Source organism: Pantoea sp. JGM49, assembly GCF_018257655.1.
Lineage (GTDB): Bacteria > Pseudomonadota > Gammaproteobacteria > Enterobacterales > Enterobacteriaceae > Pantoea > Pantoea communis.
In genome coordinates, this window is the sequence record NZ_JAERJM010000001.1 from 306,875 (window position 1) to 319,765 (window position 12,891).

Consider the following 12,891-nt stretch of genomic DNA (forward strand, 5'->3'; position numbering starts at 1 on the left):
ATTCTCATCTTTGATTACCGTGCAACGCGTAAACCACCTTCTTTACCGCGACTGAATACCACCTGCCACAATTGGATGTCACGCGCGCGGAAAGCGCCGGCGCAAGCATTGAGATAATAACTAAACATCCGTTTAAAGCGATCGCCGTATTTTTCTTCCAGTTGCGGCCAGGTCTTCTGGAATCGTTCATGCCATGCCATCAGGGTGGTGTCATAATCCGCACCAAAATTATGCCAGTCTTCCATAATAAAATGCTTCTCGCTGGCATCAGCAATTTGACGCACAGACGGTAAACACCCGTTGGGGAAGATATATTTATCAATCCAGGGATCCACATTCATATCGGTGGTGATGGCACCAATGGTGTGCAGTAAAAATATGCCGTCTGGTTTGAGATTGCGATCGGCAACGTCAAAATAAGTGGCATAGTTTTTCGGCCCCACGTGTTCGAACATGCCGACGGATACAATGCGATCGAACTGCAAATTCAAATCACGGTAATCCTGCAGCAAAATGGTCACGTCCAGCCCTTCACAGCGCTGCTGAGCTAACTTCTGCTGCTCAGCCGAGATGGTGACGCCTTGCACTTTGACGCCATAATTGCGCGCGGCAAATTCAGCCAGTCCGCCCCAGCCGCAGCCGATATCCAGCAACGTCATGCCGGGTTCAAGCTGCAATTTGCGGCAGATCATATCCAGCTTGGCATACTGAGCCTGTTCCAGTGTTTCAGCGTCTTTCCAGTAACCGCAGGAGTACTGCATAAAGGGATCGAGCATCAGTGAAAAAAGATCGTTACCGAGATCGTAATGTTCTTTCCCGACAATCCAGGCGCGTTTCTTAGACTGTAAATTGGTTAAACGCGCGGCCGCAATACGCAAGGTATCTTTAAAATGACGTGGGAGTTGTTTATCCAGATGTTGTTGCAGAACGCGATGGAAAAAGACATCCAATTGTTCGCAATCCCACCAGCCATCCATATAACTTTCACCCAGACCTAGCGATCCTTCCTGCAAAACACGTTTAAAAAAATCCGGATGCTTGACCTGAATATCCCAGGGGCGTGTGCCATTGACTGCAACATCAGCGCGTTCCAGTAATTCGTTGACGATGCGAAACCAGTGGTTTTCTTCAAGGCTCACTTCTTCTATACACGATGAACTCATAGCTTCTCCATCACCCTTCCGATTTGAACCTGTGGAAATAATAGTCAATTTCCTAAGGCCTGTGAGAGAACTCACGGAAAATCCGTGCGCCAGATATCCGACGTTTTACAGAGGCATGAATCTGAATAGAAATGTCTGGCACCAATCAGGAGAGGAGATCGTGCAGACGCCATCCCAGCGACAGGGTCGCTTAAAATTAATGCAATTATGTTATTGATTTGTTGCAGAAATGCTGACCCACTGAGTATATGCTCACGTGGGTCAATATTCAACGGGTTATCGTTAGTTTGCTAACGATAATCGTTGCATCAGTGATTATCTTCGCAGGGACGGGAGGTGTGAGCAATATCACTTTGTGCGTTTAAGCTGCGTTGCCAGATGAAGCCAGCCCAGGCCAGCACGACAGTGGCGACCATCACCAGTGTGGTGTTATATAGCGCCTGTTGTAATCCGGCAGAGACCAACAGGCTGGCGATAAAGCACAAACCCAGTTGCAGCAGATTTTGCAAACCTGCGGCTTTGCCCGTGGCGTGCGGAAAAGGCGCTAATGCGCTGGAAACCACAATCGGGTAAATGGCGCCATTGGCCAGTGCCATGCCACAGAAAGGCAGCAGCAGAGCAATCAACGAAGGCGCAGGCAGCATCGCGACGACAAACAGACTTAATATGCTCAGGCTGTAAAGCACCAACAGCCACGGCAGCAGTTGCGATCCTTGATATCGGCTCAGCATCGCGCGGCAACCAAAGCCACCAATCAAAAACGCGATGGTTTGCGGAATATAGCTCAGACCAATATCGGCGGGAGTTAAACCCGCAGACGCCAGGATAAACGGCGAACCGGTTAGCCAGGCAAAGAAACTGGCAGAACAGGCAGAGTAGATCAGCACGTTGCCGCTGTAGACACGTGTGGAGAGCAGATTCAGCCAGCCGGGTTGCGGAGCATTATCTGCTTTGGCTTTTTTAGGCGCAGCAAGCTGCAGCGTGCCGATGACCAGCAGCACGGCAATGATCGTCAGCACGACAAAGATACTGCGCCAGTGGAAATGGCCCATCAGCCATGCACCTAACAAAGGTGCCAGCGCAGGAGAAAGGGCAACCAGTGGCATTATGGTAGCAAAAACTTTATTGGCCTGGGCTTTGGGGTAGCGATCGACCACCAGTGCCTGCCAGCTGACCGCGGCGGCGCACACGCCAACCGCCTGCACAAAGCGCAGTGCCAGCATCATATTGACGTCCGTCACCCATAACATCCCCAGGCAACCCAGGGCAAAAATCGTCAAACCTGCCAATAAAATGGGTTTACGTCCAAAGCGATCTGACAACGGTCCCCAGAATACCTGGGCGCAGGCAAAACCACCGAGAAATAGACTGAGGCTGGCGCTGATGGTGCCCGGCGCGGTGGCGAAGTCACGCTGCATATCGCCAAAAGCAGGCAGATACATATCCGTAGCGAGGAAGCCGAGCATGCTGAGCACGGCAAGATAGGGCATAAATCCTTTTGACGACAACATAGTAATTCTCATTGGCAGATTGAACGTCGGGGAGTGTAAAAGAGTGCGTCATTCTTTGTGAAACGCTAATATTTGCGCAGTGCTGTTAAAATTTTTGAAGGCAAAAGTATGTGGTCTGAGTATGCGCTGGAAGTAGTGGACGCCGTCGCGCGCAATGGCAGTTTCAGCGCAGCGGCGCAGGAATTACATCGCGTGCCCTCTGCCGTCAGCTATACGGTGCGTCAGCTGGAAACCTGGCTGGCCGTGCCGTTATTTGAGCGTCAGCACCGTGAGGTGGTGTTAACCCCTGCAGGCGAGCATTTTGTGCGTGAAGGGCGATTTGTTATCAAAAAAATGCTGGCAACCCGCAGGCAATGCCAGCAACTGGCGAATGGCTGGCGCGGACAGCTAAGTATTGCCGTGGATTGCATTGTAAAACCCCAGCGTACCCGACAACTGGTAAAGGATTTTTACCGTCATTTCCCGGATATGGAATTGATCATCAGCTACGAGGTATTTAACGGTGTATGGGATGCCTTAGCGGACGGGCGGGTCGATGTGGCGATTGGCGCCACCCAGGCGATCCCGGTGGGTGGACGTTTTGCCTTTCAGGATATGGGTGCCCTCAACTGGCGTTGTGTGGTCAGTCCCGACCATCCTCTGGCCGCGAGTACCGACCTCAATGAAGAAGTGTTGCGTGCCTGGCCATCGCTGGTGCTGGAAGATACGTCCCGCGCATTACCGAGACGCATGACCTGGACGCTGGATAATCAGCGACGTCTGGTGGTGCCAGAGTGGGAAACAGGGATGGATTGTTTGCAGGCGGGATTGTGCGTGGGCATGGTGCCAGGCCACCTGGCGCGGCCATTATTGGATAAGGGTGCGTTGGTCGAGCTATCACTGCCGCAGCCGTTTCCGGAAAGTCCCTGCTGCGTCAGTTGGTCAGAACAGCGTGCGTCACCCGCGCTGGAGTGGTTACTCGTCTATCTTGGCGATGCTGAAACGCTGAACCACGAGTGGCTCAGCGAAAATCAGCTTTAACGGCGGTAATCACGGAACGGGCCGTCCGCCACGGAGCGCCGCTCAATCAGTGTAGGCTGGACCTCAATGGTTTGCGGCTCTTCGCGTTTGCTGGTGATGCGATCCAGCAGCATTTCCAGCGCTTTTTTGCCCAACTCCGCTTTCGGCTGGTGAACTGTGGTGAGCGCAGGGGTGAAGTAGCGCGCGTTGCGCACGTTATCATAGCCAATCACGGAGATGTCCTGCGGCACGCGCAGTCCCATCTCATCGGCGGCACAGATCGCGCCCATCGCCATGATATCGCCCCCGCAGAACACGGCGGTCGGACGCTGTTTCTGATTAAGGATCTGCTGCATCGCCTGATAACCCGATTCTGGCTCGAAGTCGCCCTGAACAACCCATTCAGACCGCACGGTCACACCGCCTTCGCTCATCGCCTGCAGGAAGCCCGCATGGCGCCCGCCGCCGGTGTTGCGCTCCATTTGACCCGGAATCGCACCGATATCTCGGTGACCGCGCTCGATAAGGTAGCGTCCAGCCAGGTAACCCCCCTGGAAGGCGTTATCCTGTACGGTATCGGTGAAGTCGCCGCGAGATGCGCCCCAGTCCATCACGACCATCGGAATGTTGCGGTTGTCTTCCAGCATCTGCAGCAAATCGTCAGGATACTCGGAGCACATGACTAACAGACCATCCACACGCTTTTGCGCCATCATCGACAGGTAAGCGCGCTGCTTTTGCAAATCGTTATGTGCGTTGCCCAGAATCAAGGTATAGCCGCGTTCGAAACAGTGGTTCTCAACCGCTTCGATAATTTCGGCAAAGTAGGGCGCTTCGCTGGAAGTGGCTAACAGTCCCAGCGTTTTGGTGTTATTCACCTTCAAACTACGCGCAACGGCGCTCGGCGAATAGTGCAGCTCTTTAATCGCTTCCCATACGGCGTTACGCGTTTCCTCTGCAACAAAACGCGTTTTGTTGATGACATGCGAAACGGTGGTGGTAGATACACCCGCGCGTTTCGCTACATCTTTAATTGTTGCCATGAAAAAGTTACTCCCCGGCTTATCGCAACTTACTGATAAGTATATTGTTAAACGTTTGCGTCTGCGAAGGGTTTTATGCCTTAAAAGGGGGGGCAATTCTGCCGTTTCAGGCAGGGAAAATCACTTCAGCAGGCTGTAAATACAGCATGCGCAAAATCAGTTGCGCAACGAAAGGCGGCGATTCTAGCAAGCCAGCGCGGATAAGACGAGATTTTTGCCCACCGCTGTGCGAAAATTGTTTTAACCCTAATAAATGTGTGACTAAGGAGTAGTGATGAGTACAGATTTAAAGCTGGCGCTAATGACCACGGTTGGCGCACTGTTGATGATTATTGCGTTTAGCTTCACCGCCATTCTTCATTAATTCAAAGCGCATCAATAAAAAAAGCCGGCACTGATTAAGCGTCCGGCTTTTTTTGTGGCGAGAGCCACAGGATGTTGCGCAACAATTAGCGAATAGTTTTTGGAGTCATCATACGGCGCGCACCGACATAGTGTTTCTGCCAGTAGTCTTCGCCCAATGCGCTAATCTGAATGTCTTTACCGGTGCGGGGTGACTGAATGAATTTACCGTTGCCGAGGTAAACACCCACATGATCGGCAGTCCCGCGATTATTGATGCGGAAGAATACCAAATCCCCTTTCTCCAGCATCTCACGCTTAATGGGCGCGGCATCGTGCAGGTGATACATCTCATTCGCCGTGCGTGGGAATTTATATTTGACGAGATCTTTATAGGCATACCAGACCAAACCACTGCAATCGAAACCGGTATGGGGTGAGGTGCCACCCCACTGGTAAGGCTTGCCCAGTTGCCCCATCAACTTCGTCATCGCGGTTTCGCGTGCCTTTTGGTAGCGCAGGCGGTGGGATTTGCTCATCTTGATGCCGGTCAGCCCCTGAACTTCATCGTCCACATCTGGGGACTTTTTCGCGAGGCGTTGATGGCCATACTTTTTCAATGGCGACTTCAGCAGGGATTTTTTGCGGCTGGATTTGTTTAAGGCGGTTTCAGTTTTACTCTGCTTTTTCAGCTTGAGCTTCTGCACGGTGGTCAGGCGAGACTTTTTAGCCGTTGTTTTAACCGGGCGTCGCTTGCGGCGCTCATCTTCACGCGCACTTTTTTTCTCAGCATTATGCAAACTGGCATTAATCGGGGCATGCTGAGAAGCAGAAGCCACGTTAAAGAACAGTTGGGCAAAAGCCAGTATGAAAAGCGTAATCAGTAAACGCATAGTCCGGTTACAGGTTAAGCAGTCTGGCAAAAAGCAGGCTGCGGCAGAGTAAGAGAAATCTGATCAACGATCAGCGCCGAAGCAATTCTAATCCACTTTTTTTCCAAAAGGTAAGGCCTTTTTCTATTAATCTGTTACCAGGCAGATAATGTCGCTAAATTGAGCGATTTCAGCTGTTTAACGCAGCGAAATTATTGCTAATTATTAATTTGTTCATGCTTATTAATGATAGGAAAATGTTATTTGTACACTCAGCACTTAACAAACATGGCGATCAGCCGGTCGGTAACGCAAAATCCCGTTTTCAGTGCGGGGCTGAAGTCGCTACAATAAACAAACACGAAGTGAAGGATTAAGGAAGGCAATAATGAGTACTGTTGAAAAAATTCAGCGCCAGATCGCAGAAAACCCGATTCTGTTATACATGAAAGGTTCCCCGAAACTGCCAAGCTGCGGTTTCTCTGCACAGGCTGTGCAGGCGCTTTCTGCCTGTGGTGAGCGCTTCGCGTATGTGGATATTCTGCAAAACCCGGATATCCGTGCAGAATTGCCAAAATACGCTAACTGGCCGACTTTCCCGCAATTGTGGGTGGATGGCGAGCTGGTCGGCGGTTGCGACATTATCGTTGAGATGTTCCAGCGTGGCGAATTGCAGCCGCTGGTGAAAGAAACCGCTGATAAGTATAAAGAAGCGGAATAATTGCGAAGGCCGACACATGTCGGCCTTTTCTTTGCGTACTCCTCCGGAAATCAGCCAATCAGCCAATCAACCCATCAGGCAGAGGCATCGTCTTCAGTCTGTTCTTCACTGAAAGCCAGTGGCCAGCCCCCCAAACGTTTCCAGCGGTTCACCAACTCACAGAACAGCGTGGCCGTTTGCTCGGTGTCGTACAGCGCGGAGTGCGCCTGCGTGCTATCAAACTCCATCCCCGCCGCTTTGCAGGCTTTTGCCAATACCGTCTGTCCCAACACCAAACCGCTCAGTGCCGCGGTATCAAAGGTCGCAAACGGATGGAAGGGATTACGCTTCAGGCTGGCGCGTTCGGCGGCGGCCATCACAAAGTTCAAATCGAAAGTCGCATTGTGCGCCACGATAATGGCGCGATTACAGCCATGATCTTTGGTGCCTTTGCGCACCATCTTGAAGATAGCATGCAGCGCTTCGTATTCGCTCACCGCGCCGCGTAAAGGGTTGGAGGGATCGATACCGGTAAACGCCAGCGCCGCAGGATTCAGGATCGCGCCTTCGAACGGCTCAACGTGAAAGTGCAGGGTTTCATCACGGTGTAACCAACCGTCCTCATCCATCTTGAGCGTGGTGGCCGCAATTTCCAGCAGTGCATCGGTTTGCGCGTTAAAGCCGGCGGTTTCGACGTCAATAACCACAGGATAAAAACCACGGAAGCGTTGATGAAGAGCGTTTAAGGCGTTCGATTCAGACATCAGGATCTCATAGCAAGAAATGGGGCAGCGCGCATTATGGCAAAAATTACAGGAGGGTGCAGCAGGAGAGGGAAGTCAGCCTGCAAATTAGCAGACTGACTAACGGCATCAGTGACCGAGGCCGTGACCAGCGTGTTTGTTTTCGATCAGCTCGATTTTGTAGCCATCGGGATCTTCAACAAAGGCAATAATGGTGGTGCCGCCTTTTACCGGACCGGCTTCACGCGTCACGTTGCCACCGACACTGCGGATGCGCTCGCAGGTCTCAGCGACGTTATCGACGCCCAGCGCGATATGACCATAAGCATTACCGAGGTCGTACTTGTCCACGCCCCAGTTGTAGGTCAGTTCGATCACCGCGCCTTCACTCTCTTCGGTGTAACCCACGAAAGCCAGGGTGTATTTGTATTCGGTGTTTTCGCTCTGACGCAGTACGCGCATGCCCAGCACACGGGTATAAAAATCGATAGAACGTTGCAGATCGCCAACGCGTAACATGGTGTGAAGTAAACGCATAACATCCTCTTTTGAAAAGTCATCAGGGAATGACAAAGACTAGCAAGTATAGCCAGTTAATGCCCTGAAGAAACAGCACTGCCGCACATCCGGTGCGGCAGCTTGATTCTTACAGGCTTGGATAATCCGTATAGCCTTCAGCGCCGCCGCCGTAGAAGCTTTCCGGACGCTGTGGATTCAGCGGTGCGTCTTGCTGCAGACGCTCAACCAGATCCGGGTTAGCAATAAAGTCGCGACCAAAGGCCACGGCATCAATCAAGCCACGTGCAATCAGGTCGTCAGCTTTCTCAACGCTGTAAGCACCCGCACCGATGATTACGCCTGGGAACAGCGCACGAACTTTTGCACGGAAAGCATCGCTGTAAGGCTGGCCACCGGCCCAGTCTGGTTCAGACAGGTGCAGATACGCGAGACCACGCTGGCCCAGCTCGGAGATGTACCACAACGCGGCAGCTTCTTCATCGGCACCATTTTCCAGATTCTGGAAGGCTCCGATTGGCGAGATGCGAATGCCGATACGATCGGCAGACCAGTTAGCAATCGCCGCATCCACCACTTCCAGCGCGAATCGACCGCGTTTCTCAATCGAACCACCGTATTCATCGGTACGCTGGTTGGAACCCGGTGCCAGGAACTGGTGCATCAGGTAGCCGTGGGCAGAATGCAGCTCCAGCAGGTCGAAATCGGCTTCACGCGCGTTCGCCGCCGCCTGACCGAAATCTTTTACGATCTGCTGAATTTCCGCCACGCTCAGTTCACGCGGCACCGAGGTATCTTCACGGTAAACGGTGCCATCTTCAGCACGCAGTGAGGTACGTGTGCCCGCAGCCAGAGCAGAAGGTGCAACAGGCGCTTTGCCTTCCGGCTGAACGCTGTTATGCGAGATACGGCCGGTGTGCCACAGTTGCACCGCGCTGTGACCTTTCGCCGCATGAATGCTTTCGTTGATCACTTTCCACGCGGCAATTTGCTGCTGAGTATGCAAACCCGGTGCACCAGCATAACCTTTCGCCTGGAAAGAGATCTGCGTTGCTTCAGTAATGATCAGACCGGCGCTGGCGCGCTGCTGATAATATTCCGCCATCAGCGGGGTTGGGATGTCGCCCGGCTCAATGCTGCGCAGACGCGTCAGCGGTGCCATAAATACACGGTTAGGTACGGTAATCGCGCCCACTTTGAGTGGGGAAAACAGCTGTTTACTCGCCATGATGACTCCTATAAGTAGACCGGTCGTCTAGAAACTGCGGTTTTTAAAAATCAGCGGCAATTCAGCCACTGTTCAATGGTTTCAAGTGCCAGGGTAATCGGGCCTGACTCTCGCGAAATTTTGCTTTGCAAACTGGCGCCTAACCACAACAGGTAACAGCGCTGTGCCAGTTGCTCGGGCGTTTGTCCATACGGCAGCGGCTGTTCAGCGGCGACTTCGCTCAAACAGCGGGCATAAGTCGCGATCATAGCGCTGGCACCATGCTGCAAGGCATCACGCATCGGTTCTGATAAATCGCAGACTTCCGCCGATAACTTCACACCCAAACAGCCCACGATATGGCCTTGCTCAATAAATAGCGTGGCGCCATAGCGGAAGTGGGCCAGCAAACGTTCCCGTGCTGACAAGCCCGGCTGATTTAACTGTTGATCGACCTGCTGCAGGTAGTTAACGAAATAGCGTTCCAGCAACGCCACGCCAAAAGCTTCTTTGGAGCGGAAGTAGTGGTAAAACGATCCTTTGGGCACTTCCGCCAGCGCCAGCATTTCGCTCAGGCCCATGCCGGTAAAACCGCGTTGCAGACAAACCTGCTCGCCAGTAGCGAGCAGATGTTCACGGGTTTCGTTGCGTTGCACAGTCTTGTTCATGGGCCACACAGTATTAGACCAGTCGGTCTAATGCAAACCTTATCCGGCATTTTGGCACGATCTGATCATGTCCAGTTGCGGTTGGTACTCTTGCGTTTGGATGTTGAACATGCCCAAAACCGTATGGAAAAGATTGTCTTGCGACACTTTCTCACTCGCGGCCTGCTGGCGTAAACAGGTCTCGTTAATGTGGAACGCCGACGCATAGCCTGGTGACATCCACATCAACAGTGGGATATGTGTCTGCTGTGAGGGCGCAAACATATAAGGCGCACCGTGCAGATACATACCGTGTTCACCCAGTGATTCACCGTGGTCTGAGAGATAGACCAGCGCTACGTTGAAGCGATCGCTCAAAGCTTTAAGTTTATCAATGGTGCGGCTCACCATATCGTCGGTGTACAACAGAGAGTTATCATAGGTATTCACCAACGCCTGATGATCGCAATCCTGAATCTGGTTGCTATCGCAGGTTGGCGTGAAGCGACGGAATTCCGCCGGATAACGCTGATAATAGGCCGGACCGTGGCTGCCCATTTGATGTAACACGATAATCCCGTCATTGTGCAGACTGTCCACATAGTTATCAAAACGATGCAGCAGAACATCATCGAGACAGAAACCATCGTGGCAATATTGCGATAAATTCCACTGCGTCATATCGGTGTGCGGCACGCGATCGCAGGCGCCTTTACAGCCGCCATCGTTTTCGCGCCATAACACACTGACCCCGGCGTGGGCGAGAATATCTAACACGCCTTCCTGATGATGCGCCAGGTTGGCGTCGTAATGCTCTCGCGGCATGTTGGAGAACATGCAGGGCACTGAAATGGCGGTCTCCGTGCCACAGGAACTGGCGTCGGGATAGTAGATAACCTGCTGTTTTTTCAGTTCAGGATTGGTTTCACGCGCATAGCCGCCAAGAGAGAAGTTCTCAGCACGTCCGGTTTCGCCGACCACTAATACCACCAGCGTTTTCTTCGGTTCCGCGGTGATCAGCGGGCCTTTTTTGGCATCCAGGCCAATTTTGACCAGCGCCTGGCTGCCTTGCAGATAACGCTGATCAACGTAATGACCGGTGCCGCTGACAATATTGGCCGGGGTGATCATCTTCACCAGCCCTTTATTGTTGCGAATCAGCGAAGCGTAATCTTTGTAGAACAGCACCGCCATCAGCAGAATCAGCAAAATCGCACCCAGCGCCCCGGCCAGGCGTTGCAGCAGGCTCCACCACCAGCGTTGGCCCGTTTTAATGCGCACCATGCAGATGGCGGCGACGGGCACCAACCCCATCAAAATCATCCACACCACATAACCACTGCTGATCAGTGCTCCAGCTTCCTGAGGATCCGACTCAAACACGTTTTCGATCATGTTGGTGTCGATCACCGTACCGAAGCTGTGCATAAAGTAGTTAGCGGCGGCGCTGGCCAGCACCAACAGAATAAGCAGCGGCTTGCGAACATAGGGCCATGCCAGCAACGAGAAAATCAGATAGAACGCTGAGGCCAGCACCACCGGAATGCTGGCAGCAAACAGGTAATCGTGAAGGCGATCGTAAGGGATAATTTCCCACGCCCGCAGTAGAAACAGGGCGTTGAGCACGAGGGTAAAAAACAGGGCGGCAATCAGATTAAAACTGCTGGCATGGCACTGTAACTTGTTCGGGAATTTCATGAAAACTCAGTAGCAGGATGGAATGTGACAATCGTATGAATTCAATATGAGGAAAACCTTAACGCTTATTAAACAGTACCCAACCAAAGGTTCTTGCGCTGAGAACAATGGTAAATATCCATTTCCGTGGTGATGGCTGGATGAAATCTGGGCGAACTACGTATACGCTTTGCACAATGTTACTAAGCTGTTATCAATATAAAGCTTATTGTTAAAACGGAGTGGATGTGGCCGAGCAATTAGAGTTCTTTCCTGTTCCCAGCCCGTGTCGCGGCATCTGTCAGAGTGATGCGCGCGGCTATTGTCGCGGCTGTCTGCGTAGCCGTGAGGAACGCTTTAACTGGATGAAGTTTACCGATGCGCAAAAACGTGATGTGTTGCGGTTATGTCGCCAACGCTGGCTGCGCCTGCATCGACAACAAAAAGTCGATGAGAATCATGATCCGGAACAACCCTCACTGTTTTAAGAAAACGATGATTTGCCTTTCCGTTATACTCCCAGCTTCGCTTTCCGCTTTCGCGTTCAAGGGAGTTTACCGATGTTACAACCGCAAACTATCGCCCCGCAGGGACCTCAATTCTCACCGCTGATCGTTGGCTACTGGCGCCTGCTGGAGTGGGGCATGACGCCGCAGCAGTTAGTGGCTTTTATCGAGCATCATCTGTCATTGGGCATCACCACGGTCGATCACGCCGATATTTATGGTAACTACGGTTGTGAAGCCGCTTTTGGCGAGGCGCTGCGTCTGGCACCGGGGCTGCGTGAAAAACTGCAGATTGTCACCAAATGCGGCATTGCAACACGCGCCAAACCGGAACATAAAATTGGCCATTACATTACCGAGGCCAGCCACATCCTGCACAGTGCGGAAAATTCCCTGCGCTACTTCAACACCGATTATCTCGATCTGCTGCTGATTCATCGCCCGGATCCTTTAATGGATGCAGATGAAATGGCCGAAGCCTTTATGGCACTGCATCAGAGCGGCAAAGTGCGTCACTTCGGCGTGTCAAACTTTACCGCTTCCCAGTTCACGCTGCTGCAATCTCGCCTGCCGTTTAGCCTGGTGACCAACCAACTGGAAATCTCACCGCTGGAACAGTCAACGCTGCTCGATGGCACGCTTGATCAGTGTCAGCAGGTGCGCATCCGGCCGATGGCATGGTCCTGTTTAGGCGGTGGACGTCTGTTTAACGATGCGCATTATCAGCCGCTGCGTGATGAGCTTGAGCAGGTAAAACAGGAAATCGGCGCGAGCAGCATTGAACAGGTGGTGTATGCGTGGGTGATGAAATTGCCAAGCCGCCCACTGCCAATCATCGGATCCGGTAAAGCCACGCGCGTCAGCGAAGCGGCAGGCGCTTGCCAACTGACGCTCGATCGTCAGCAGTGGTTCCGCATTCGCAAAGCGGCACTCGGTTTTGATGTGCCCTGAAGCGTAAAACTACG

Annotated in this window: 14 protein-coding genes; 5 read left to right on the forward strand and 9 right to left on the reverse strand. The window is 52.5% G+C overall.

The window, feature by feature from the left end:
- Positions 1–14: 14 nt before the first annotated feature.
- Positions 15–1,163: a cyclopropane fatty acyl phospholipid synthase gene (gene cfa / locus JK231_RS01605; protein WP_211727844.1), complete on the reverse strand. Its 1,149-nt coding sequence runs from the start codon at positions 1,161–1,163 to the stop codon at positions 15–17.
- 308 nt (positions 1,164–1,471) lie between these two features.
- Positions 1,472–2,674: a purine nucleoside transporter PunC gene (gene punC / locus JK231_RS01610; protein ID WP_097119275.1), complete on the reverse strand. Its 1,203-nt coding sequence runs from the start codon at positions 2,672–2,674 to the stop codon at positions 1,472–1,474.
- Positions 2,675–2,782: 108 nt separating this feature from the next.
- Between punC and punR the strand changes: the two genes are divergently transcribed.
- On the forward strand, positions 2,783–3,694 hold the full coding sequence (punR, locus tag JK231_RS01615; protein WP_211727845.1) for a DNA-binding transcriptional activator PunR: 912 nt from the start codon (positions 2,783–2,785) through the stop codon (positions 3,692–3,694).
- On the opposite strand, the gene purR is transcribed toward punR, so the two are convergent.
- On the reverse strand, positions 3,691–4,716 hold the full coding sequence (gene purR / locus JK231_RS01620) for an HTH-type transcriptional repressor PurR (RefSeq protein ID WP_211727846.1): 1,026 nt from the start codon (positions 4,714–4,716) through the stop codon (positions 3,691–3,693). The two genes, punR and purR, sit on opposite strands and share 4 nt — an antisense overlap.
- Before the next feature lie 274 nt (positions 4,717–4,990).
- Here purR and JK231_RS01625 point away from each other — a divergent pair, with 274 nt between their 5' ends.
- Positions 4,991–5,080 (forward strand): YnhF family membrane protein, encoded by a 90-nt coding sequence (locus JK231_RS01625; protein ID WP_097119278.1) that lies wholly within the window; start codon positions 4,991–4,993, stop codon positions 5,078–5,080.
- Positions 5,081–5,165: 85 nt separating this feature from the next.
- On the opposite strand, the gene JK231_RS01630 is transcribed toward JK231_RS01625, so the two are convergent.
- Positions 5,166–5,951: a C40 family peptidase gene (locus JK231_RS01630; RefSeq protein WP_045834204.1), complete on the reverse strand. Its 786-nt coding sequence runs from the start codon at positions 5,949–5,951 to the stop codon at positions 5,166–5,168.
- Between the two features lie 364 nt (positions 5,952–6,315).
- On the opposite strand from JK231_RS01630, the gene JK231_RS01635 reads away from it, so the two are divergent.
- Positions 6,316–6,651: a Grx4 family monothiol glutaredoxin gene (locus tag JK231_RS01635; protein WP_211727975.1), complete on the forward strand. Its 336-nt coding sequence runs from the start codon at positions 6,316–6,318 to the stop codon at positions 6,649–6,651.
- A 74-nt stretch (positions 6,652–6,725) separates the two neighbouring features.
- Here the strand turns inward: JK231_RS01635 and rnt are convergent, their stop codons facing one another.
- The 5 genes from rnt to eptA all read right to left on the reverse strand — a co-directional run bounded on the left by rnt (position 6,726) and on the right by eptA (position 11,441).
- Positions 6,726–7,394 (reverse strand): ribonuclease T, encoded by a 669-nt coding sequence (gene rnt / locus JK231_RS01640; RefSeq protein ID WP_045813980.1) that lies wholly within the window; start codon positions 7,392–7,394, stop codon positions 6,726–6,728.
- Positions 7,395–7,502: 108 nt separating this feature from the next.
- Positions 7,503–7,910 carry a lactoylglutathione lyase gene (gloA, locus tag JK231_RS01645; protein WP_034821634.1) on the reverse strand — a complete coding sequence of 136 codons (408 nt, stop codon included), beginning with the start codon at positions 7,908–7,910 and terminating at the stop codon, positions 7,503–7,505.
- Positions 7,911–8,019: 109 nt separating this feature from the next.
- The gene (locus tag JK231_RS01650) at positions 8,020–9,117 is read right to left on the reverse strand and encodes an alkene reductase (protein WP_200578601.1); all 1,098 of its coding nucleotides are present in this window, start codon (positions 9,115–9,117) and stop codon (positions 8,020–8,022) included.
- Positions 9,118–9,167: 50 nt separating this feature from the next.
- Positions 9,168–9,764: a TetR/AcrR family transcriptional regulator gene (locus JK231_RS01655; protein WP_211727847.1), complete on the reverse strand. Its 597-nt coding sequence runs from the start codon at positions 9,762–9,764 to the stop codon at positions 9,168–9,170.
- Between the two features lie 39 nt (positions 9,765–9,803).
- Positions 9,804–11,441, reverse strand: coding sequence for a phosphoethanolamine transferase EptA (eptA, locus tag JK231_RS01660; RefSeq protein WP_211727848.1), 1,638 nt, complete (start codon positions 11,439–11,441; stop codon positions 9,804–9,806).
- Between the two features lie 227 nt (positions 11,442–11,668).
- Between eptA and JK231_RS01665 the strand changes: the two genes are divergently transcribed.
- Both JK231_RS01665 and JK231_RS01670 read left to right on the forward strand, forming a co-directional pair.
- Positions 11,669–11,908 (forward strand): DUF1289 domain-containing protein, encoded by a 240-nt coding sequence (locus JK231_RS01665; RefSeq protein WP_034821614.1) that lies wholly within the window; start codon positions 11,669–11,671, stop codon positions 11,906–11,908.
- A 72-nt stretch (positions 11,909–11,980) separates the two neighbouring features.
- On the forward strand, positions 11,981–12,877 hold the full coding sequence (locus tag JK231_RS01670) for an aldo/keto reductase family oxidoreductase (protein WP_200578605.1): 897 nt from the start codon (positions 11,981–11,983) through the stop codon (positions 12,875–12,877).
- Positions 12,878–12,891 lie beyond the last annotated feature (14 nt).

What these genes read in the sequence shown, in the direction of transcription:
- purR (WP_211727846.1), bottom strand. Translation starts at nt 4,716, where the DNA reads ATGGCAACAATTAAAGATGTAGCGAAACGCGCGGGTGTATCTACCACC.
- eptA (WP_211727848.1), bottom strand. Translation starts at nt 11,441, where the DNA reads ATGAAATTCCCGAACAAGTTACAGTGCCATGCCAGCAGTTTTAATCTG.
- rnt (WP_045813980.1), bottom strand. Translation starts at nt 7,394, where the DNA reads ATGTCTGAATCGAACGCCTTAAACGCTCTTCATCAACGCTTCCGTGGT.
- cfa (WP_211727844.1), bottom strand. Translation starts at nt 1,163, where the DNA reads ATGAGTTCATCGTGTATAGAAGAAGTGAGCCTTGAAGAAAACCACTGG.
- JK231_RS01655 (WP_211727847.1), bottom strand. Translation starts at nt 9,764, where the DNA reads ATGAACAAGACTGTGCAACGCAACGAAACCCGTGAACATCTGCTCGCT.
- punC (WP_097119275.1), bottom strand. Translation starts at nt 2,674, where the DNA reads ATGTTGTCGTCAAAAGGATTTATGCCCTATCTTGCCGTGCTCAGCATG.
- JK231_RS01650 (WP_200578601.1), bottom strand. Translation starts at nt 9,117, where the DNA reads ATGGCGAGTAAACAGCTGTTTTCCCCACTCAAAGTGGGCGCGATTACC.
- gloA (WP_034821634.1), bottom strand. Translation starts at nt 7,910, where the DNA reads ATGCGTTTACTTCACACCATGTTACGCGTTGGCGATCTGCAACGTTCT.
- JK231_RS01670 (WP_200578605.1), top strand. Translation starts at nt 11,981, where the DNA reads ATGTTACAACCGCAAACTATCGCCCCGCAGGGACCTCAATTCTCACCG.
- JK231_RS01625 (WP_097119278.1), top strand. Translation starts at nt 4,991, where the DNA reads ATGAGTACAGATTTAAAGCTGGCGCTAATGACCACGGTTGGCGCACTG.
- JK231_RS01630 (WP_045834204.1), bottom strand. Translation starts at nt 5,951, where the DNA reads ATGCGTTTACTGATTACGCTTTTCATACTGGCTTTTGCCCAACTGTTC.
- punR (WP_211727845.1), top strand. Translation starts at nt 2,783, where the DNA reads ATGTGGTCTGAGTATGCGCTGGAAGTAGTGGACGCCGTCGCGCGCAAT.